The organism is Variovorax sp. 20P10.2.4, from assembly GCF_058244205.1.
The window spans coordinates 1-21,297 of sequence record NZ_JBZAYE010000061.1 but is presented as its reverse complement, the minus strand read 5'-3'; the positions used below and the strand labels follow the sequence as shown (position 1 = coordinate 21,297).

Sequence of the window (21,297 nt, the reverse complement as noted above, 5' to 3'; positions counted from 1 at the left end):
ATTGGCGAAAGCAAAGCAAAAGCAGAAAACAAAAAGCGCCCCGTCCATGACAGGGCGCTTTTTTATTGCCGGGTCAATTGGCGGCGTAAAGCAAGAAATTGGTCAAACGACCTTGAAGGCAGGCAAATCCACCAGGTGAGGACGGCCGCCCAGCATCCGCGGAAGCGTCTCCGCATTGACCTCGAACGGGACCCCAGGAGCGATCTGGCTGACCTGATCGAGCCGGTCCACCAAGTCCTGCGGTAGCGCCAGGTCCAGCGCCAGAAGGTTGTTATCGAGCTGCTCCACCGTACGCGGACCGATGATCGTGATGATCGATGTGGTGGACTTCCGCGCCTTGGCGCCGACCCATGCCAGCGCCACTTCGGCCGGCGATCTCCCGAGCTGTACACCCGCATCGATCACGGCGTCCACGACGGCCGCGTCGCGATCGGTCTTCTCGGTGCGGATGACCCGGCCCATGCCCTGCAGCCGACCTTGCTCTCCATTGCGGTACTTGCCCGTGAGCAGGCCGCCCCCGAGCGGGGACCACACGGCAGCGGCCAAGCCCAGGGCTTCGGCCATGGGCATCAGCTCGCGGTCGGCGCTGCGTTCGATCAGGCTGTATTCGAACTGCACCCCGACCAGCGGCGACCAGCCACGCAGTTCCGCCAGCAGGTCCGCGCGCGCGATGCGCCAAGCCGGGAAGTTCGAGAAACCGGCGTAGAGGATCTTCCCCGCGCGCACCAGGTCATCGAGCCCTCGCAGAATTTCCTCGGTGGGTGTGACGTTATCGGAGTGATGGACCCACAGCAGGTCGATGCGGTCCGTCTTGAGCCGTTGCAGGCTCTGCTCGACGGAGTAGACGAGGTTCTTGCGGCTGTTGCCAGTCTTGGCCAGCGTCGGCTCCTTCGATGCGCCGCCGCTGTACTTCGTCGCCACCACGATGTCGTCGCGGACCGGTGCGATGAGCTCGCCCAGCATGGATTCGGACTGGCCGAACTGGTAGCCATCGGCGGTGTCGAAAAAGTTGCCGCCGGCCTCGAGATAGCGATCGAACACCCGGCGCGCATCGGCATGTTCGGAGCCGTAGCCCCAGCCCGTGCCGAACAGGGCGACACCGAGAGCGAATTCAGAGACGCGAAGGCCGGACTTGCGGCCGAGAAGACGATAGCGCATGGAATTTCTCCTTCGTTGATGGACGATCACTCACCCGGCGCCACCATGTGCGCCTCTTGCAGGCCGTTCGGCGCATGGACATCGCGGCCGGGCATCAGCAGCCGTGTCAGCACCAGCGCGGCCACGGCCACGCCGGCGGCGGACCACGCGGCGGCGGCGAATCCGGTGCCGAATGCATGTCGCAACGCAGTTGCAGCAGCGGCGGCCGCATCAGTGGGAAGCGCCTGCAATGCGTGCAGCGCCCCCGCCACATCGCCCGCGCTGAAGCGCTTGGCCACATCCCGGGCCAACGCAGGCGCCAATGGCCACTGCGCAGCCGCGCGCTGGAAATCCGCAGTGGCCATCGCGACCAGCACCGCACCCAATCCGGCCACGCCCGCCAGCAGACCGCTGAAGCGCGTGGTGCCCGCCAGGCCCGAGGCCATGCCCGCGCGCTGCGGCGGGATCGCACCCTGCATGGCCTTGGCCGTTTCGCCGTTGAGCAGGCCGGCACCGGTGCCCGCAAGCGCCATCGCACAGGCGAAGGCCAGGTAGTTCGAACCGCTGGTGGCCAGCAGCGCCATGGCCGCGTTCGCCGCGCCGCTCAATCCCAGGCCCAGGCACAGCAACGCGCGCGGCGTCCATCCGGCCGTGTAGTGGGCCGCGACGCGCGGCACCAGGAACATGGGCAGCGCGAACGGCAGCATCGAGATGCCCGCGCTGGCCGGCGACAGGCCAAAGGCGTTCTGCAAGTACAGCGGCAGGTAGAACAGCATGACCTGCGCCCCCGCCGCATAGCCCACCATGGCGAAAGCGCTGCCGACGAAGGCCGGCGAGCGCAGCAGCCTGAAGTCGACCATGGGCCGTGCCTGCAGGCCCTCGATCACCACGAAGGCCTCGAGCAGCAGCACGCCGCCGATCAGGCGCCCCAGCACCGCGGGCGAAGTCCAGCCCAGCGCGTTGCCGTCGATGGCGGCCCAGGTCAGCAGGAACAGCGCACCGCTGAAGGTGGCGACGCCGCCATAGTCCAGGCGCACGGCTTCCTTGTCGCGCGACTCTTCCACCACCCGCAGCGTGGCGGCGATCAGCACCACGCCGATCGGCAGGTTGATGAGAAACACCCAGTGCCAGCCGATGGTGCTCGAGATCACGCCGCCGAGGATGGGCCCGCAGGTGATGGCGATGCCCAGGCAGGCGCCCCAGAACGCGTAGGCCCGTGCGCGCGCGGGTCCCTGGAAGCTGTGGTTGATCACCGCCAGCGCCGCCGTCAACAGCAGGGCTGCGCCGATCCCCTGGAACGCCCGCGACACATTCAGCACCCAGGCGGCCGGGGCCGTGCCGCAGAACAGCGAAGCGCCGACGAAGAGCACCTGCCCCACCACCATGATGCGTCGCCGGCCATACCGGTCGCACAGCGAGCCCGCCGCCATGAGCAGGGCCGCGAAGGGCAGCATGTACGCGGTGATCACCCACTGCATGTCCGCGAACTCGGCATTGAGCGTGTGCGCGATGGTGGGCAGGGCGACCGCCACCACGTTGGTGTCGAGCATCACCAGCGACGACACCATGGAGGCCACCAGCAGAACGGCCTGCTGGCGACGTGGATCCTGCGCAATGGCAGGCGAGGCTGCGGCCCGTTGTGGCGCGGGCGTGGGTGGAATGCTGGCGGTCATGATTTAAGGGCATATGCCCATATTGGGGTCAACGGGAAAAGCGGTGGATGCAAGCCCGAAAAATCAGGAGGCCCGCGAACTCAGCCGTTCATCCGCGGCGATGTCCAGCAAGGTGATGCGCAAGATCGCCGCCTCCGCTTCGCCGAACACCTCGCAGAAGCGGTCCTGCGCGCGTTGCCACAGCGGTTGCGCGCGAGCGACGAGTGCCTGGCCCTTGCGGGTCAGCACGACCTGGCGCTGGCGCCGATCCGACTCGCCATGCTGCAGCGCCAGCAGGCCATCGCGTTCCAGCGGGCGCAAGGTGTGGCCCAGGGCTGAGCGGTCCATCACCAGGGCATCGGCCAGCACCTGAAGGGTGGGCGCCTCGCTGGCACGCCGGCTCAGTTCCATCAGGATCGAGTACTGGGTGGAACGCAGCCCCACGGGTGCCAGCGCTTCGTCATAGAGCTGCGTGACGCGGCGTGTGGCCTTGCGCAGCGCGGTGCTGCAGCACATGCCGTGGTGGTGATGGGCGGAGGTCATGCGCAATTATGGGTATATGCCCATAAACCGCGAGGGCGGTAGTGTTTACCGCGTGGCGCTGCCGCTTCGCCGTGAGCGCCTTGCGGCCGGGGCCGCCGTCAACCACCGTGCCGAGCCCGCTACGGCTCAGCGATGCACCCCGCAACCGCCGATGCCGCAAGCACACGCGGATTGGCCAGATAGACATCGCCGTCCCCCATCCGCCCCGGCATGTTCCTGTTCGTCGCAGAGATGGCGACCTGCCCCGCGCGAGGCCCCCCGGGGCCCGCACTGATGCACGCGCCGCATCCAGGCTCGTCGATCACCGTCACGCCGGCCGCGACAAGCACGTCGTGGTAGCCCGCCTGCCTGGCCTGTTGCTGCACCAGCTGCGAGCCGTATTGCACATAGGTCGGAATGCGGACGCGACGGCCGCTGAAGATTTCGGCATACATCGCAATGCTGCCCAGGTCACCGGCAGTGCACGAGCCGCCATAGGCCAGGTCCAGCGGCGTTCCCAGCACCTGCTCGAGCGGCACCCCGTTGCCGGGATGGCCGGGGCGTGCCACCAGGGTCTGGATCGCGCCGAGGTCGACGCTCATCACGCGTTCGTATTCGGCCTCCGGATCGGGACGCAGGCACAAGGCCCAGGCATCCTCCGGCGCGATCTGCCGCCGGACGGCCAGGTGATCGATCATCGCCAACGTGGGCTCGCACACGGCGGTCAGTGCATTGCATTCGACCGCCATGTTCGCGAGCACGGCCTGCTCGTCGAACATCAAGGTCTCGAGGCCGCTGCCGCCGAACTCGATGACGCGGCCGGTGAAGATGCCCGACGTTTTGCCGATGCCGGCCAGGTGGAGCATCACGTCCTTCGCCGTGCAGGCCGCGGGCAAGCGGCCCTCGAGCTGGACCCGGACGGTCCGGGGGACACGAACGCCGAGGACGTTCCACTCCCACACGGCCGCGATCTCGCTGTTGCCTACGCCGTAGGCCAGGCAATTGAGCGCGCCGGCGGAGCAGGTGTGCGAGTCGGTCCCGACGATGACCTGGCCGGGAAGGGCGACCTGCTCGCGGATCACCGTGTGGCAGATGCCGGTAGGCGCTCCCTGCGGCGTGGCGTGCCAATGCATTCCGGTCCGCTCGGCCAGCGCACGCTGGGACATGCGCAGGTCGGCGATGCCGGCCAGCGCTTCGGCATCGATGCCCGGCAATCGCGACGCAAGCGTCAGGTGGTCGGGAAAGGAATGCACGGTTCCAGGCCGCTGCACGCGGACCGGTCGTCCGAGGGCCGCCTCCGCTGCGGCCGCGGCGGGTGCGGTCGTGTAGTCATGGGAGAACGCCGCATCGACCTCGAGGAAGCCGGTGTCCCCGGGCTGCACGGCGCCGAAGCGTGTCTTCATGCGCCGCGCCATGATCTTCTCCGCGAGGGTCATCGCGCGGGCAGGCGTCGTTATGGCCTCGTCGGGTTCCCTGCCTTCGCTGCGAGCCTGCATGAAGGGGAACAGGCCGCCGCGGCGAAGAATCCTGCGCGAGGTCGCGTCGAAGCCCTCGAGCAGCTCGTCGAACGCGATGGTCTCTCCATCGGCCATGCGCCAGGCGAGTGCGGGATCGGTGATCGGCAGCATCCCGTTGTTGATCAGGTTCTGCCGGTGAATGGGTGCGATGGACGGGGCGAACACGGCGCCGATCCCCGCGATCAGCAGGGCCCGGGCCGCGACCTCGCGCGAGCTGCCTTCGCCCCATCCCTCGCCCGCCAGGATCAGGCCGAAGCCGCCTTGCCGTATCTCGCTGGCCTCGACGTAGCCGCCGTTTCCCAGGGAGCGCAGCAGCAGGTCGCCGAGCCGGTCGTCGTAGTAATAGCAATCGGGGTTCGCCTTGATGATCGCGTCGGTCGATACATGGGCGAACAGATCGGAGACCGCGGGCCTTTCGGTCAGTGTGGCGCCTTGCAACTGGGTGCGCAGCGGGCCGCGGTCGTGCGTCAGATACAGGGCCCTGCCCGCCAGCCTGGCGGCGGTGGCAAGGCCGTCGTCGTCCAGCAGGATGGTGAGATGGCCGACCTGGCGAAGCTTCGAAGTCATCGTGGGCATGAGGAAGGGCGTCGTCAATCGAGCGGCTTGAAGCCGGTGTCCTCGATCACCTTGCGCCAGCGCTCGAGATCGGGCTTCATGCGCGCGGCCAGTTGGCTGGCGCCCGCATTGCCGGGCCTGAAGGCCAGCTGGCGGAAGGTCTCCTGCACACCGGGCTGCTGCAATGCGGCCTTCACCCCCGCCTCGACCTGCTGCACGAATTCGAGCGGCGTGCCGGCCGGATAGAAGAAGGCGTTGTAGTCCTCGAGCGTCAGCGCGCCGAAGCCCGCCTCGGCAATGGTCGGCACGTCCGGCAGGCTGCGTTCGGCGCCGCTGGTGGCCAGCAGCCTGATCCGGCCGCTGCCCAGGTGCGGCACCAGGCCCGAGGTCACGTCGACGCCGAAGGGTATCTGCCCGCCGTTGAGCGCCTGCAGATGCGGCGCGCCGCCGAGGAAGGGAACGTAGTTCATCGCCACGCCGGCCTCGCGCCCGAGCATGGCGCCCATGAAGTGCGGGATCGACCCGACGCCGACGCCGCCGTAGTTTCCGTTCCGGGGATCGGCCTTCACCCACTGCACGTACTCGCGCAGCGACTTGATGCCCGGCGCCGCCGACGTGCTGGCGACGAAGCCGAACTCCATGTTGACGACGGACGCCACCGGCACGAAGTCGCGCAGCGGGTCGTAGCCGAGGTTCTTGAAGACGTGCGGGTACACGCACATCAGCGTCGAGGACGTCAGCAGCAGGGTGTTGCCGTCGGGCCTGGCGCTCTTCACGTAGGTGTTGGCCAGGCGGGCGCCGGCACCGGGCTTGTTGTCCACGATGACCGTCGCCTTCAGCGCCTTCTCCAGGTGCGGCGACATGGTGCGCGCGATGACGTCGGTGGAGCCGCCCGGCGGAAAGCCGATGACGATTCGCACGGTACGCCCGGGCGCGCTCGAGAGCTGCGCGCGCGCGACCTGCGCGGCGCCGAGCGCGCCCATGGCGATCGTGTGCAGGACTTGTCGGCGTTTCATGGCTGGCTCCCGTGAATGCGTTGCACGCCCAGCACCTCGTCGCGGGTCAGCAGGGTCGCGTATTTCTGTCCCATGTCGAACAGGTTGGCTTCGTGCGCCGGCAGCGAACGGTCGCCCACGCAGTCGGTCACGACCACGGGGCGGAAGCCGTGGCACATCGCGTCGACCACGCTGGCGCGCACGCAGCCGCTGGTGGTGCAGCCCGCCACCAGCACGGTCTTCGCGCCGCGCTGCGACAGCCAGCCCGCCAGCGAGGTGCCGAAGAAGGCAGAGGGATGGACCTTGCGCACCACCAGCTCGCCGGCGGAAGGCTGCAGCTGCGGCACGAACTGGCTGCCGTGCGCGTCTTCCTTCAAGGCGAGGATGCTGGGCACCTTGAGCGCGAAGATGTTGGCGTCGGCTCCGTCGTCCTGGTAGACCACCCTCGTGTGCGCGATCGGCCAGCCGCGCGCCCGCGCCTCGGCCAGGAGGCCGCGCGTGCACTCGATGGCGGGCCCGATGTTGCCGCCGCCGAAGCTGCCCGGATCGGCGAACCCGTTGATGAAGTCGACGATCAGCAGGGCGAACGGGGCCACGGGCGGCAGGGCATTGCCGAAGCCCTGCTGGCGGTACACGTCTTCGTCGCGGCTCATTGCAGGACCTCCTCGACGACCTTGCCGTCGCGCACCACCACCACGCCGTCGAGCTCCACCGTGCAGTTGCGCAACGGAATGTCGAGATGGCAGGCCGTCGTGCGCGGGCCGCCGACCTCGTTGTTGGGCCCCAGGGAGAACAGGAAGTTGCCTTCGAAGGCGCGCGCGTCCATGCCCACGGTCTGCTCGCGGTCGAGCAGGGACAGCGTGTGCCAGTAGCAGCGCGGCTGCATGCCCCAGCCGATGTGCGCCATCGCATAGGCCTCGGGGTCCTTGTAGGCCTCCATGAACTCGCGCATCAGCTGCGCGTCGATGTCGCCTTCGATCTCGCGCACGAAGCCGTCGCGCACCGTCAGCGTGATCTTGTCCGCCATGTAGTTCTTCTGCGGCAGCAGGATGTCGCCCTTGTCGATCACGATGGTGCCGTCGCTTCCGCCCTCGTTGGCGAAGGTGAAGAGGAAGCCGCTGGGCCAATGGTCCCAGCGACCGGGCTCGTCGCAGAACCCGTATTCGCCGATGGTGGGAAAGTCGCCGATCCTGAAGGTGGCATCGGTGCCGGCGGGGGAGGTCACGCGCATCAGCCGGGCCTTGCTCAGCACCTCGGTGGCGCGCCGCACGCGCCGGCGATCTTCCTGCGTGGGCACGGCCCGCACCAGGATCTCGGGCGGCTCGACGGCCAGCAGGATCTTGGTGCCGGACCCGAGGATCTCCATCTGCTCGGGCGAGAACAGCAGCACCATGAGGTCGAGCACCAGGTCGCTCGTCTTCAGCGCCGCGAGCGCCACCGGGTTGTTGCTCAGCGGCGTCTCGCCCAGCCAGTTCAGGCGGTCGCGGCTCGTGGCCTTCTCGGCGTTGATCGGCGGCAGCTCGATCGTCGTGACGATCGCGCCCGCGTTCTGGGCCGCGACCAGCGCGGTCCGCAGCGTCTGCGGGTTCGTGTAGGGCGCGCACAGGATGGTCACCGTTTGCCCGGGCTCGAGCCTGGACAGCCGGAGAACCTCTTCCCAGGCCTTCGTCAATTGGTAGTCGCTGACAGCGGACATTCTTTGTACCTCTTCGTTGGTGACGTCAGACCTGGGGCAGCACCGCTTCTTCGAGTGCTTCGAACGTTTCGAGCTTGAAGAGGCGGCGTGCATTGCCGTGGCAGACCAGCGCGCGCGTGGCGGCATCCAGCGGCGCGTTCTCGATGAACGTGCAGGCTTCCTCGGTGGACTCGAAGGGATAGTCGACCGAGAAAAGGACGGCCTCCGCCCCGATCTCGCCGATCGCGCCCAGCAGGGCCGGTGCCGAGCACACGCCCGCAGTGGTGATCAGGATGTTGCTGCCGAAATATTCGCTCGGCTTGCGGGCCAACTGGATGCCCGACGGATAGGCGGCGAAGCGGCTGTCGATCCGCGTGCGCTGGTAGGGCAGGAACTCGCCCATGTGTCCCAGCAGCAGCACGAGCCGCGGGAAGCGATCGAAGACGCCGCCGAACAGCAGGCGCAGCGCATGCCCCGCAGTTTCGACGCCCCAGCCCCACGTGGGGCCCAGCAGCACGGGCATGCCCGCGAGCAGGGCCGGCGGTGCGCTGAACGCGGCCGGGTGCAGGTAGATCGGAACACCGAGTGCTTCCGCGCGTTCCCAGAAGACGTCGAAGTCGCGGTGCTCGTAGTAGCGACCCAGCGTGTGGCCGTTGATCAGCGCGCCCTTGAATCCGTATTCGTGAACGGTGCGTTCCAGTTCGTCCGCCGCGCTGGCCGGGTCCTGCAGCGCGACGTGTGCGAATGCGCCGAAGCGCTTCGGGTGGCGGGCCACGCGTCCCGCGAGGAACTCGTTGTTCTCCCTCGCTCGCCGAACCGCGAGCGCGCTGTCCGCTTCGGCCTGCACGCCGGGGGTGGTTTCCGACAGGATCGAATAGCCGATGTTGCCGGCATCCATTTCGTCGATGCGGCGGTCGTCGAAGTCCGAGAGCCGGGCGCCGATCTCTGCGGTGAAGGCGCGCGGGAGCGCGCTGACGAAGGGTGCCCAGTACTGCTCGAATCCGGGGCCCGAGAAATGCTCTTCGAGTGCGATCTTTGGTGTGGTGTTCATGGTGGGTTTCCTGTCAGACCGGATAGACCAGGGCGGTCGCCAGCACTTCGGTGTCGTGGACGACGTCGCGGTGGAACAAGACGAGTCCGTCGGCGCGCCGCAGGAACTTGTCGTAATAGATGCCCGCCAGATGGAGCGTCGAGGGACCCTCCACCAGGGTCTGCACGAGCATGAAGGGGGTCTGCGCGGCGATCGTGGATCCGTCCTCGTCCACCACGCGCGTGATGCCGAGCACGTGGACCATCTGGCGCGGCGCGAACATCTGCGAGTGGGCGATGGCCATCGCGCGGTCGCGGATCATGTCGAGCCCTTCGCAATACATCAGGCCGACGGGCATGCCGAGCAGCGCGTTCTCGCGCGAGGTCACGCGGTAGGTGGCGTCCTCGCAGAAGAACCCGGGCCAGCGTTCGATGTCGGCGGCGTCGAGCGCGGCGCAGTACTCGGCGTGGAAGACGTCGATCTCGGCGCGCAGTTCGATCGCGCGCCGCGGCGCGACCCTCGCGGGGCAGTAGGCGAGCGGGTTATTCACGCCGTGGCCTCCGCGACGGGAATGCCCATCACCTCGCGGTAATAGGCGTACATCGAGCGGATGCAGGACTCGGAGATGAACCCGCGCGTGGTGCCGGTCTGTCCGGCATCGAGCTGGATCACGTTGGTGTCCGTCGTCGAGCGGCGCATGCCTTCCTGGACGAACTTCAGCGCCTCGTTGTCTTCCACGCCCAGGAAGCCTCCGGGTCCCATCAGGTTGCCCTGGCGCAGGCGATGGCGCGTCATCTCGGGCGTGTCGTCCTCGTAGCCGAACATCGTCCACTGCATGATCATGCTGTTGGGCCCGTTCGGGATGATCTGGCGCACGCCCAGCGTGTTCAACTCGCGCTGCACGATCATGTTCGGCCAGATGGTCATCATGATGGCCGACCAGGGCGAGTCGAACTCCTCCACGAAGTCGAGGAAGCGCTCGTCGCGCAGCTTCAGGTGGTCGTGGAACGATCGCATCTGCGACTTGTTGTCGTCGGAGACGCTGGCGTACTTCTCCTTCGTCTTGCGCGAGCCCATGAAGCCATGGCGCCCGTGCACCGTGTCCGCATAGATCAGCGCCTTGACCCCCGCCACGGCCAGGCCGAACACCACCAGGAACGAATGCAGCAGCGTGGCGTGGTACGGGTCCTTGAGGTTCTCGTGGTACATCTTCCAGTTGCATGGAAGCTCGTTGCGGTAGTAGCCCAGCACCTTGAGCTTCTTGCCCGGGAAGGTCGAATCGAGCTGCTCGACGATCTCCGGCGTGAGGTACTCCTCGAGCGGCGGCGTGCGGTCCGAATAGGTGGCGAACACCAGGCCATTGCGCGTCGCCACGCGCAACTGGCGCAGGCCGTGGTCCTCGTTCCTGAAGCTCGGCGGCATGCCGCCCACCTTGTCGACGCCGCGCTTGAACGGGATCCCCTGCAGGTTGCCCTTGAGGTCATAGGACCACTGGTGATAGGGGCAGACGAACTCCTTCGCATTGCCCTGGTTGTGGCGGCAGAACTCGGCCCCGCGGTGCGCGCAGCGGTTCTCGAAGACCGAGACGGTCCCGTCCTCCGCGCGCGCGATCACGACGGGCGTGGCGCCCACGTAGCCGCGCTTGTAGTCGCCGGTGGCGGGGATCTCGGCCTCGAGCGCGACGAAGTTCCAGCTCTCCCCGAGGAAGAACTTGTCGATCTCCCGGTCATAGACCGCCTTGCTGGTGTAGACCCAGTCCGGGATCGTGTGGAGGGCATCGGCCGGCCAGACGCACTGCTCGAATGGCAGGTCCTTGTCGGCATTCGTGATTCCAATAACCGCTTGTGATTGATACATACAGGTCCTTCAAGAAAAGGGTCATGCGGCGACCGGCAGGCGCTGCAGCGCCTGTCTGGCCCATGCCCGGAGGTTGACGATCTCGTGGGAGAGGTCGCTGACGTCGACCGGCTGTGCGCGGTCGAAGAGAGGTCGGATGGCACGCAGTTCGGCACCGCAGTTGAGCGCCACGCCATGGATCGGCACGCCGTTCCGATGTCCGATCCACAGCGCCTTGTCGTGCAGGGCATCGCCGCAGCGGAGGTACTGGAGATCGCTGGCCGGAGCGCCCAGGACCTGGACGTTGTGCCGGCCCTGGTCGGTCCAGAACCACGGCACCGCCGGGGGCGGCGGCCGCAGGCCCAGGATGGCCGCCGCGGCCGTGCGTGCCTGCTCGTTCGCGTTCTGCCATGACTCGACACGCGCGGGCCGCGGTTGGCCGCGACGCAACTGGCTTGCGCAGTCGCCCACCGCGAAGACGAAGGGGTCGGTGGTCCGGCACTCGGCATCGACGAGCACGCCGCCGCCGTCCGCGATGCCCAGTCCCGCATCGCGCGCGAGCTGGTCGTTGGGTACGAGGCCGATCGCGACCACGATTTGCTCGGCCTCCAGCTGCAAACCTGCGGCCGTGGCCAGCTCCATGCAGCCATGTTCGACGGCTCGCGCATGAACCAGGGAATCGTCCAGCACCAGCCGCACGCCCTCGCGCACCAACGCGGAAGCCAGCCATGCCGAGGCTTCGCTCGGCAGGAAGCGTTCGAGCAGCGGTGGCGTGCGCGCCAGCAGCGTCACCGACGACGCCCCCGCCGCCAGCGCGGAATGCGCGAGCTCGAGGCCCAGGAAGCCGCCGCCGACGATGGCGACGCGCGGCCGCTCGCCGAGGGCCGCACGGAAGCGGCGCGCGTCGTCGAGGGTCCGGATGTAGTGCACGCGCGGAGTGCCGCGCGGCAGGCCGGCCATCGTCATCGCTTCGCCGCCGGTGGCGAGCAGGCATGCGTCGTATGCGAACACGCGCCCGTCGCGGGCGCGGACTTCATGCCGTTCAGGATCGAGTGCGACCACTTCGACGCTCGAAAGCAACTCGACATCGATGCGCGACCAGACGCTCTCTGGCAGGACGTCGAGCCGGGGCTCGGCCTCCGCGGCGAGCACGGCCTTCGACAGCGGCGGGCGCTCGTACGGCCGGTGCGCCTCCCGGCCGAGCATGACGATCCGCCCCTGATGGCCGAGCTCGCGCAGCGTTTGCGCGGCGACCGCGGCGGACTGGCCGGCGCCGACGATGACGATCGGTTCGCGGCTCATGCGGCGTCCGGTGCCTGCACGTAGATGTCGTCGCCCACGCGCTTCGTGGCGTGGATGCGCAGATCGACGGTGGCCGGGGCGCACAGGGCCTTGCCGGTGCGGATGTCGAAGCGCCCCTGGTGCAGCGGGCATTCGATGCACCCGTCTTCGAGGAAGCCATCGGACAGCTGCGCCTTGCCGTGCGTGCAGATCCCGTCGGTGGCGAGGAACTCCCCACCCACGCGGTAGAGCGCGATGCTGTGGCCCGCGACGTTCACGGACCTGACTTCGTCCTCGCCCAGCTCTTGCGCCGAGGCCACCTTGATCCATTCCATGACGAGTTCCATTGCAGTGCTCTAGAAAATTGCTCAGTACACGTCGTAATTTAGGTGAAAGGAGATCGAGAAGAATCAGGGTTTCTACGGGGAACGCTCGCTTTGGAGAAGGCAATCCAAGCATCGGAATGTCGAAGAAGGTATCTGTTTAATGGGGAAAAATGGTCGATACGCCGGGTCGAAGCCTAGGGTTTCCACGCGTCAAGACAGGTGATTCGCTTTCGCGACGAGCTACCTATAATTAAGACAGTACACTTCGTATCTATCGATTTTTCCTGTCGATCCACCACACCTCGGAGACAACACATGGATCACGCAGAACTTCCGACGCGGGCGCTCAAGCCCGAGGGGATTGGGGCCAGGGTTCCCCGCAAGGAAGACGCCCGGCACTTGGCGGGCAAGGGCAACTTCGTCGGCGATGTGGTCATGCCCGGGCTGCAGGAGGTCGCGTTCCTGCGCAGCCCGCTCGCGCACGCCGCCATCACGGGCGTGGAGATTCCGGAGGAGCTCGCGGGACGGGTGTTCGTGCGCGAGATGCTCGAGGGCGCGCTGGACATCCAGTCGCCGTCGAGCATCCCGGGCTATCAGTACTCGGAAGTGCCGCCGCTCGCGAAGGGCAAGGTCCGCCATGTCGGCGAGGCCGTCGCCATGGCGATCGCGCCGACACGCGCGCTCGCGGAGGACCTGCTCGAGGAGGTGCAGGTGTCGTACGACGAACTGCCGGTCTATCACGACGCCGCGTCCGCGCGGGCGGCGACCGGCGAGTTCCTTCATCCGGGCTGGAAGGACAACGTGTTCCTCACGCTGCGCATGGACCAGGACTTCGAGAAGGTCGCGGCGCAGGCCGAAGTCAAGGTCAGCCGCAGCGTCGAGCTCTCGCGCCAATGCATTGCGCCCATGGAGGGCAAGTCCGTCATGGCGTACTGGGACTTCCGCACCGAGCAGCTGGTGCTGATCTGCGCGACGCAGTGTCCCCATCTGCTGCGCGCCGGCATCGCGCAGCACCTCGGCATGAACGAGGAGTACGTGCGCGTGATCTCGCCGGACGTGGGCGGCGGCTTCGGCTACAAGGGCATGCTCTACCCGGAGGACATGTGCGTGGCCTGGCTGGCCAAGACGTACAAGCGCCCGTTCCGCTATCTCGAGGATCGGCGCGAGCACCTGATCGTCGGCGCCAACACGCGCCAGCACCACTACGAGCTCACCGCGTACGCGGACCGCAACGGCAAGCTGCTCGCACTCGACGCGGTGATCACCATCGACGGGGGCGCCTACTCGTACTGGCCGTTCTTCATCGGGCTCGAGCCCGGGCAGGCGCTCGGCAACCTGCCCGGCCCCTACACGATCCAGGGCTACCGATGCGAGACCGTGTGCATCGGCACGAACAAGCCCGGCTTCATGCCCTACCGGGGCGTGGCGCGCACCGGCGTCTGCTTCGCGATCGAGCTGCTCATGGACGCGGTGGCGCGCGAAGTGGGCCGCGAACCGTGGCAGGTGCGTCTCGAGAACCTCGTGCCCGCCGCGCAGATGCCCTACGTGAACATCGCGAACAAGCACTTCGACAGCGGCGACTTTCGCGCCAGCCTCACGCGTGCGCTCGAGATGGTGGGCTACGAGGCCGTGCGCGAACGGCAGGCCCGCGGCGAGCCCGATGGCCGCCGCATCGGCTTCGGCGTCGCCACCTACACCGAGCAATCGGCGCACGGCACGGCGGTGTTTGCCGGCTGGGGCATCTCGGTCGTGCCCGGCTTCGACCAGGCGCTGGTGCGGATGACCGGCGACGGTGGCGTGGAAGTGCGCGTGGGCGTGCATTCGCACGGCCAGGGGATGGAGACCAGCTTCGCGCAGATCGCCCACGACGTGCTGGGCATCCCGGTCAGCCGCATCCGCGTGATCCATGGCGACACCGATCTCACGCCGTTCTCCTCGGGCACCTATGCCTCGCGCGCCACCGTGATGTCGGGCGGCGCCATCGCCACCGCCTGCAAGGAACTGCTGCCCCGGGTGCAGTCCATCGCGGCGCACTTGATGGGCGTGGACGCGCACAGCGTGTCCCTGCTCGACGGCCGTGCCTGGGCCGGCGAGCAGTCGATTTCGCTGGCCGATGTCGGACGCGCCTGGTACCTCACGCCGCAGGACCTGCCGCCCGAAGTCCACCTGGGCGGACTCGAGGTATCGCGTGCCTACAAACCCAAGGTCGACACGGGCACCTTCACCTATGCGAGCCACGCCGCGGTGGTCGCGGTGGACACCGAGACCGGCCACGTCGAGATCCTCGACTACGTGGTGGTGGAAGACTGCGGCACCATCGTGAATCCGATGATCGTGGAAGGCCAGACCATCGGCGGCATCGCGCAGGGCATCGGCACCGCGATGTACGAGGAGAGCCCCTATGACGACCAGGCGCAGCCCCTGGCCTCCACGCTGGCCGACTACATCCTGCCGGGCGCCATGGAAATACCCCGGATCCGGATCGAGCACACCGAGACACCCTCGCCCCACACGGAGTTCGGCGCCAAGGGCATGGGAGAGGGCGGTGCGGTCGCGCCACCCGCCGTAATCTTCAATGCCGTGAACGATGCCTTGCGAGGCACCGGCGCCGCCGAATTGCGAATGACGCCGCTCACGCCCCGGCGCCTGCTGCAAGCACTCGAGTCGGCCAGGCTCACGCGGGAGGTCGCCCCATGAAAGCCGCGAACTTCGCCTATGCCCGGGCCGCGGACGTGAACCATGCCATCGAACTGCTGTCGCGCAACGGCACGGCCAAGCTTCTCGGCGGCAGCCAGTCGCTCGGGCCGATGCTGAACCTGCGCCTGGCCCGGCCCTCGGAGGTGATCGACATCGCGCAGATCGAAGACCTGCGCATCGTGCGCACCCAAGGCGATGCCATCGAGATCGGCGCCGCCGTGACGCATGCGGAACTCGAGGACGGGGTGCATCCGCCCCTGGTGGGGCATCCGGTCCAGGAGGTCGCGGCCGGCATCGCCTACCGCGCCATCCGCACGCGCGGCACCATCGGGGGCAGCCTCGCGCACGCCGATCCCGCGGCGGACTGGGTCGTGAGCCTCGCGGCCCTGGGCGCGCGCGTCCGGCTGCGGTCGCGCAACGGCGAGCGCATCGTCGAGGCCGACAGCCTGCTGCTGGGCGCCTACACGACGGTGCTCGCGGCGGACGAGTTGATCGTCTCCGTCGCGGTGCCGGTCTCGACGCCCACCGCGCGCTGGGGCTATCACAAGCTGTGCCGCAAGACCGGCGAGTTCGCCGAAGCGAGCGCGGCCTGCTTCTTCGATCCCTCGCGCAACTGCGCGCGTGTCGTGCTCGGCGCGGTCGATGGTCCGCCGATCCTGCTGCGCGGCCTCGCGGCGCACCTGGGCGACGGCGCTACGCAGGGACTGACGCGCGAGCAGGTGAAGGCCGCCGTGAAGCAGGCCCTTCCCGAGCGCGACGCCATCGATCTCCGGCTGTTCGCCGCCGCCCTCGAGCGTGCGCTGCAGCAGGCCGGCGTGACGATCCATCGCCAGGTTCAGGGAGCAAGGAATTGAACGCGATCTCCATGGAAGTCAACGGCCGCACGGTGAGCCGGGACGCCGAACCGAGGATGCACCTCGGCGATTTTCTGCGCGACGGGCTGCAGCTGACGGGAACGCACCTGAGTTGCGAACACGGCGTGTGCGGCGCCTGCACCGTGCTCCTGGATGGGCAGCCGGCGCGCTCCTGCACCACCTTCGCCGTGGCCTGCGAGGGGCATGCGGTCACGACCATCGAGGGCTATGACGACGATCCGGCGATGCGCCTGCTGCGTCCCGCCTTCACGCGGCACCACGCGCTCCAGTGCGGCTTCTGCACCCCCGGCATGCTCGCCACGGCCCGCGACATCGTGCTGCGGGTTCCCGCGGCCGACGAAGCGCGGGTTCGCCTCGAGCTTGCGGGCAACCTGTGCCGTTGCACCGGCTACCAGGGCATCGTCGACGCCATCCTGGACGTGCTGAAGCAGCAGCGCGACACGCCGGACCCGCGCGTCGAACAGCTGCGCGACACGCTGCGCGCGCCGCGACCGGTGACGGTCTACCGCAAGCCCGCCCACGCAACGCCGGCACCGACGCCGGCGCCCGCTGCTTCGGCCTCGCCCAGGACCGAGGTCGTCACCGAGGTCGATGACGGCATCCTCGCCAAGGCCCGGGCCAAGGGCCATGCGATCGATGCGTCCTTCGACGTTCCCTTTCCCGCCGAGCAGGTCTGGGCGCTCATGGGCGATCTGCCGACGGTCGCATCCTGCCTGCCGGGCGCGCGCATCGACTCGCACGATGGAGAGAGGGTCAAGGGCAGCATCGCCATCAAGTTCGGCCCGATGTCGGCCGCCTTCGTCGGCGCGGCGCGCCTCGAGCGCGACGATGCCCTCAAGCGGGCCGTCCTGCGCGGCGCGGGCCAGGACAGCCTGAGCAAGTCGCGCGCCCAGGGCAACGTGGCCTATCGATTGGCGTCGAGCGACGCCGGCCACACGCGGATCCACGTCGACATGGTGTATGCCCTGCAGGGACCGCTGGCGCAATTCTCGCGCTCGGGCTTGGTCAAGGACTTCGTGCGCCGCATGGTCGCCGACTTCGGCGTGCAGGTGTCGCGACGCCTGGCGGGAGAGACCGCGCCCGCCGATGAAGCGAAGCGCTCGGTGTCCTTGCTGGCCATCCTGTGGAGCATGGCGGTCGACCGCCTTCGCCGCGTGTTCAAGCGGGCCTGACGATGACGCTCGTGCCTTACGGCTACCACGTGCGCGCCAATGGCGTGCGCTTGCACCTGCTTCGCTTCGGCGGGCAGGGGCCTCGCCTTCTGATCCTCCCGGGCATCACGAGCCCGGCCGTGACCTGGGGCTTCGTCGCCGAACGCCTGGCGCCGCACTTCGACGTCCACGTGCTCGACTTCCGGGGACGCGGGTTGTCGTTCAGCGCCCCTGGCATGGATGCGAGCCTGGAGACGATGGCCGCCGATGTCCTCGGCATCCTCGCCTCGCCGGACTGGTCGGCCACGACGGTGCTGGGCCATTCGATGGGCGCGCGCGTGGCGATTCGCGCCGCTGCGCACGACGCGCGGCAGATGGCCCGCGTCCTGTTGATCGACCCGCCCGTCTCGGGGCCTGGCCGTCGGAGCTATCCGTACCCGCTGGATCTGTACGTGAACTCGATCCGGGCCGCCGCACAGGGGATCACGGCCGAGGCGCTGCGCGCGTTCACGCCCACGTGGACCGACGAACAGTTGCGGCTGCGCGCGCAATGGCTGCACACATGCGACGAAGCCGCTGTCGTGCAGGCCCACCGCGGATTTCACGAGGACGACATCCACGCCGACATCGCGCGGCTCGAAACGCCGGGACTGCTGATGGTCGCGGGCCGCGGCGGCGTCATCTCGGCGGAAGACCGGGCCGAGATCCGGGCGCTCGCTCCGCACCTGTCCCAAAGCGTCGCCGCCGACGCGGGCCACATGATCCCCTGGGACGACGCCGAAGGCTTCTTCCGATTGCTCGGCGAGTACCTGCGGATCGACCTGCGCCACGCGCCCCGGCGGGTCGCGTAGATACACTCGCGAAACGTGAGACACCCACCATCCAGAGCATGACGACCCAGCGCAATTCAACGCAGAAGACCGCAGCGGCGAAGGACGCCGCGAACCGGCCGGCGCCGTTCAATCCCTTGCGGCAACTCATGTTCAGCCGGCCGAATTTCCTGATTCGGCGCCTGCATCAGATCGGCGCGGCCATCTTCTACGAGCTCTGCCATTCGGAAAGCATCACGCCGCTGCAGGTGGGAATGCTGACGGCGCTGTCGATGAACCCCTGGCTCGACCAGAAGGCGATCGGCCGCGAGCTCGCCCTCGACCGCACGACGACCGCGGAGGTGCTCAAGCGCCTGAGCGAGAAGGGCCTGATCGAAACGCGCGTCAATCCGGACGACCGCCGCTCGAGGCTGTCGGTGATCACCAAGGACGGACTCAAGCTCATCCAGGAACTGCAGGACAGCGTGCGCCACGCGCAGGAGCTGCTGATGGAGCCATTGTCCGCGGAAGATCAGCAGGTCTTCATGGGCCTGCTGACGCGGCTGGTCGAAGCGCACGAGCTGCGCGATGTCGCGGCGCGGCCCGAGGCCTCGACCGCCGTCGATGGCGAGCCGCCCTCCACGCGCCGCCGACCGCGCGCGGTCAAGCGCCCACTTTGAAGCGCTCGGCGATGTAGGTGGCCGGCGGCTTGCCGAAGGCCTTCTTGAACATCGTGATGAAGGCGGACGGCGACTCGTACCCCAGGCCATAGGCCACCTGCTGCACGGTCGCGCCGCCCGACAGTTCGCGAAGCGCCACGATCATGTGCAGCTGGCGCCGCCAGCGGCCGAAGCTCAGGCCGGTCTGCGCCGTGCACAGCCGGGTCAGGGTGCGTTCGCTGGTCCCGGTCTCGGCGGCCCAGTCCTGGAGGGTCCGGCGGTCCGAGGGGTCGAGCGTGATGGCGCGCGATATCTTTCGAAGCCGCGCGTCCTGCGGCATCGGCAACGAGAAGTCCTCGTTCGGCATCGCGGCCAGCTGATCGAGCAGCACATGCGCGAGCCGGTCGGTCGCACTGCCGGGCTCGTAGGTCGGCGACAGGCCGGCCAGGTGCTGGATCATCTCGCTCAGCATGGTGCTGATCGCCAGGGTGCAGCACTTCGTCGGCAAGGCGCCCGTGCCCGGCGCCACGAACAGATAGAAGATCAGCGCGTTCGCCGTGCCGTGGTTGCTGTGCGGCATGCCGCCCGGAATCCACACGCCGGCCTGCGGCGGCACCATCCACAGCGCGCCCGGAACCTCGCACGACACCGCGCCGCGCAGGGCGATGACGAGCTGCCCCATCTGGTGCTGGTGGATAGGGATCTCGCGCGCACGCGCCTCGACGTCCACACGCAAGGCCATGACCGGCACGGTGAGCTGGTGGTCCAGGCCTTCGGGGACGACCTCGGGGCGTTGCATGGTCTCCATGGGCGTTGCTGCGAGCCGGCCATTCTCGCCGCGCCGAGCGGAGGCTCCGGACGGAAGGGGCGCACGCCATGCCGTGGCCGAAAAGAGAAATCGTTCGGCCAGGAATGCAATTTCCGGCAAAGGCACCGCTGCCTAGCATCGATGCATGCAAAGGATTCGCTTCTCTCGCCCCGAGATGCTCTTCTCCCTCAAGAGCTTCGCGGGCGCCATGCTCGCGCTGTACCTGGCCAGCCGCGCCGGCCTGCCACGGCCCTTCTGGGCCTTCATGACCGCGTACATCGTGGCGCATCCGCTCGCGGGCAACGTGCGCTCGAAGGCGCTCCATCGCTTCATGGGCACCCTGCTCGGCTGCGCCGCCACCGTGGTGCTGATCCCGTCACTGTCGGCCGCGCCCGAACTGCTGACCCTGGCGCTCGCGCTGTGGACCGGACTGTGCCTCTACCTCTCGCTGCTGGACCGCAGCGCGCGCTCCTATGTCTTCCTGCTGGCGGGCTACTCGGCCGCGCTCATCGGCTTCCCGCTCGTGGAAGCGCCCGCGGCCATGTTCGACACCGCCGTGGCGCGCGTGCAGGAGATCGGGCTGGGCATCCTGTGCGCCAGCCTGGTCCACAGCCTCGTGCTGCCGGCCAGCCTGGCGCCATCGCTGCTGGCCCTGATCGACCGCGCACTCGGTGACGCGCGCCGGTGGATGAGCGACCTGCTCGGCGACGGGCTCGCCCACGCGGATGGCGCGCGCATGGCCGCGGACCGCGAGCGGCTGGCGCTGGACATCACGCAGCTGCGTCTGCTGTCGACCCATGTGCCCTTCGACACCGGCAACCTGCGCTGGACCGCGGGCGCCATCCACGCCATGCAGGACCGCCTCTCGGCGCTCACGCCCACGCTGTCGGCGATCGAGGACCGGCTCGAGGCGCTGAGGGCCGCCGAGGGCGAGGTGCCGCGGGACATCGTCTCGGCCTTCGGGCGCCACATGGGCTGGACGGCGCCGCAAGGAGCGAACCTGTCGGCCGCGGCCATCGACGAAACGCGCGCCGCGTTTCGCGCGCTGGCCGATGGGCCGGCGTCGTCACCCTGGGTCCGCGCACTGCGCATCGACCTCGCCGTGCGCCTCGAGGAACTGGTGCGCGAATGGCAGGCCTGCGTCGCGCTGCGCGCCGACATCGACGCCGGCCTCGCCGGCGGCGCGATGCCACGACAGCGTGCCGCGGCGCTCGGTCAGAAGGTGCTGCATCGCGACCGCGGCCTGGCACTGCGCTCGGCCGCGACGGCCGTGCTGGCCACCTGCGCATGCTGCGCGGTCTGGATCGCCACGGCATGGCCCTCGGGGTCGGCCGCGGCGATGTCGGCGGCCGTCTTCTGCAGCTTCTTCGCGACGATGGACGATCCGGTGCCCGCCATGCACAAGTTCGTCGTCGCCTTGCTGTGGTCGTTGCCGGTGTCGGTGTTCTGCGTGCTGGTGGTGATGCCGCTGGCGCGCGACTTCGGCATGCTGGCGCTGTGCATCGCGCCGTTCTTCCTGCTGGTGGGCTGCTACATCGCGCGGCCCGCCAGTTCGCTCGCGGCACTGGGCATGTTCTTCGGCGTGGCCGGCACGCTTGCCTTGCAGGACACCGCCAGCGCGGACTTGCCGAGCCTGCTCAATTCGAACCTCGCGCTGATCCTGGGGGCGGTGGCCGCGGCGCGCATCACGGCGCTGGTGCGCAGCGTGGGCAGCGACTGGAGCGCCCGGCGCATACGGCGCGCGACCTCGCTGGATCTGGCTGAGCTGGCGG

The 21,297-nt window shown here is 68.4% G+C and carries 19 protein-coding genes; 6 read left to right on the top strand and 13 right to left on the bottom strand.

What is annotated here, in order from left to right; genetic code table 11:
- Positions 1–102: 102 nt before the first annotated feature.
- The 12 genes from AC27VN_RS08910 to AC27VN_RS08855 form a co-directional block, all read right to left on the bottom strand.
- Entirely contained in the window at positions 103–1,158 is a 1,056-nt protein-coding gene (locus AC27VN_RS08910) for an aldo/keto reductase (protein ID WP_490876306.1), read from the bottom strand.
- A 26-nt stretch (positions 1,159–1,184) separates the two neighbouring features.
- A complete protein-coding gene (locus AC27VN_RS08905) occupies positions 1,185–2,810 on the bottom strand; it encodes an MFS transporter (RefSeq protein ID WP_490876305.1) in 1,626 nt (541 codons plus the stop codon).
- A gap of 63 nt (positions 2,811–2,873) precedes the next feature.
- Entirely contained in the window at positions 2,874–3,332 is a 459-nt protein-coding gene (locus AC27VN_RS08900) for a MarR family winged helix-turn-helix transcriptional regulator (protein WP_398492550.1), read from the bottom strand.
- Positions 3,333–3,451: 119 nt separating this feature from the next.
- The gene (locus AC27VN_RS08895; RefSeq protein ID WP_490876304.1) at positions 3,452–5,395 is read right to left on the bottom strand and encodes an aconitase family protein; all 1,944 of its coding nucleotides are present in this window, start codon (positions 5,393–5,395) and stop codon (positions 3,452–3,454) included.
- A 23-nt stretch (positions 5,396–5,418) separates the two neighbouring features.
- Positions 5,419–6,399: a tripartite tricarboxylate transporter substrate-binding protein gene (locus AC27VN_RS08890; RefSeq protein ID WP_490876303.1), complete on the bottom strand. Its 981-nt coding sequence runs from the start codon at positions 6,397–6,399 to the stop codon at positions 5,419–5,421.
- Complete coding sequence (locus tag AC27VN_RS08885) at positions 6,396–7,031, bottom strand: isochorismatase family protein (RefSeq protein WP_490876302.1); 636 nt, start codon at positions 7,029–7,031, stop codon at positions 6,396–6,398. Before AC27VN_RS08885 ends, AC27VN_RS08890 begins: the two co-directional genes overlap by 4 nt.
- Positions 7,028–8,074, bottom strand: a complete 1,047-nt coding sequence (locus AC27VN_RS08880) for a 2,5-dihydroxypyridine 5,6-dioxygenase NicX family protein (RefSeq protein ID WP_490876301.1) — start codon at positions 8,072–8,074, stop codon at positions 7,028–7,030. Before AC27VN_RS08880 ends, AC27VN_RS08885 begins: the two co-directional genes overlap by 4 nt.
- Before the next feature lie 25 nt (positions 8,075–8,099).
- Positions 8,100–9,104: an amidohydrolase family protein gene (locus AC27VN_RS08875; protein WP_490876300.1), complete on the bottom strand. Its 1,005-nt coding sequence runs from the start codon at positions 9,102–9,104 to the stop codon at positions 8,100–8,102.
- Positions 9,105–9,117: 13 nt separating this feature from the next.
- Complete coding sequence (locus tag AC27VN_RS08870) at positions 9,118–9,633, bottom strand: aromatic-ring-hydroxylating dioxygenase subunit beta (RefSeq protein ID WP_490876299.1); 516 nt, start codon at positions 9,631–9,633, stop codon at positions 9,118–9,120.
- Positions 9,630–10,940, bottom strand: a complete 1,311-nt coding sequence (locus tag AC27VN_RS08865) for an aromatic ring-hydroxylating oxygenase subunit alpha (RefSeq protein ID WP_490876298.1) — start codon at positions 10,938–10,940, stop codon at positions 9,630–9,632. Before AC27VN_RS08865 ends, AC27VN_RS08870 begins: the two co-directional genes overlap by 4 nt.
- Positions 10,941–10,961: 21 nt before the next feature.
- Positions 10,962–12,221, bottom strand: coding sequence for an NAD(P)/FAD-dependent oxidoreductase (locus AC27VN_RS08860; protein WP_490876297.1), 1,260 nt, complete (start codon positions 12,219–12,221; stop codon positions 10,962–10,964).
- Entirely contained in the window at positions 12,218–12,535 is a 318-nt protein-coding gene (locus AC27VN_RS08855) for a non-heme iron oxygenase ferredoxin subunit (protein ID WP_490876308.1), read from the bottom strand. Before AC27VN_RS08855 ends, AC27VN_RS08860 begins: the two co-directional genes overlap by 4 nt.
- Before the next feature lie 306 nt (positions 12,536–12,841).
- Between AC27VN_RS08855 and AC27VN_RS08850 the strand changes: the two genes are divergently transcribed.
- The 5 genes from AC27VN_RS08850 to AC27VN_RS08830 are packed head-to-tail and all read left to right on the top strand — an operon-like array spanning position 12,842 to position 18,738.
- Entirely contained in the window at positions 12,842–15,223 is a 2,382-nt protein-coding gene (locus tag AC27VN_RS08850) for a xanthine dehydrogenase family protein molybdopterin-binding subunit (protein WP_490876296.1), read from the top strand.
- Entirely contained in the window at positions 15,220–16,077 is an 858-nt protein-coding gene (locus tag AC27VN_RS08845; protein WP_490876295.1) for an FAD binding domain-containing protein, read from the top strand. Before AC27VN_RS08850 ends, AC27VN_RS08845 begins: the two co-directional genes overlap by 4 nt.
- An 11-nt stretch (positions 16,078–16,088) precedes the next feature.
- Positions 16,089–17,270 (top strand): xanthine dehydrogenase family Fe-S subunit, encoded by a 1,182-nt coding sequence (locus AC27VN_RS08840; RefSeq protein ID WP_490876307.1) that lies wholly within the window; start codon positions 16,089–16,091, stop codon positions 17,268–17,270.
- Positions 17,271–17,272: 2 nt separating this feature from the next.
- Positions 17,273–18,100: an alpha/beta fold hydrolase gene (locus tag AC27VN_RS08835; RefSeq protein ID WP_490876294.1), complete on the top strand. Its 828-nt coding sequence runs from the start codon at positions 17,273–17,275 to the stop codon at positions 18,098–18,100.
- Between the two features lie 38 nt (positions 18,101–18,138).
- A complete protein-coding gene (locus AC27VN_RS08830) occupies positions 18,139–18,738 on the top strand; it encodes a MarR family winged helix-turn-helix transcriptional regulator (RefSeq protein ID WP_490876293.1) in 600 nt (199 codons plus the stop codon).
- On the opposite strand, the gene AC27VN_RS08825 is transcribed toward AC27VN_RS08830, so the two are convergent.
- On the bottom strand, positions 18,722–19,525 hold the full coding sequence (locus AC27VN_RS08825; RefSeq protein WP_490876292.1) for an AraC family transcriptional regulator: 804 nt from the start codon (positions 19,523–19,525) through the stop codon (positions 18,722–18,724). The genes AC27VN_RS08830 and AC27VN_RS08825 overlap by 17 nt on opposite strands.
- Positions 19,526–19,700: 175 nt before the next feature.
- Between AC27VN_RS08825 and AC27VN_RS08820 the strand changes: the two genes are divergently transcribed.
- Positions 19,701–21,297: FUSC family protein (locus tag AC27VN_RS08820; protein ID WP_490876291.1), on the top strand; the 1,597-nt coding region annotated here is incomplete at its 3' end.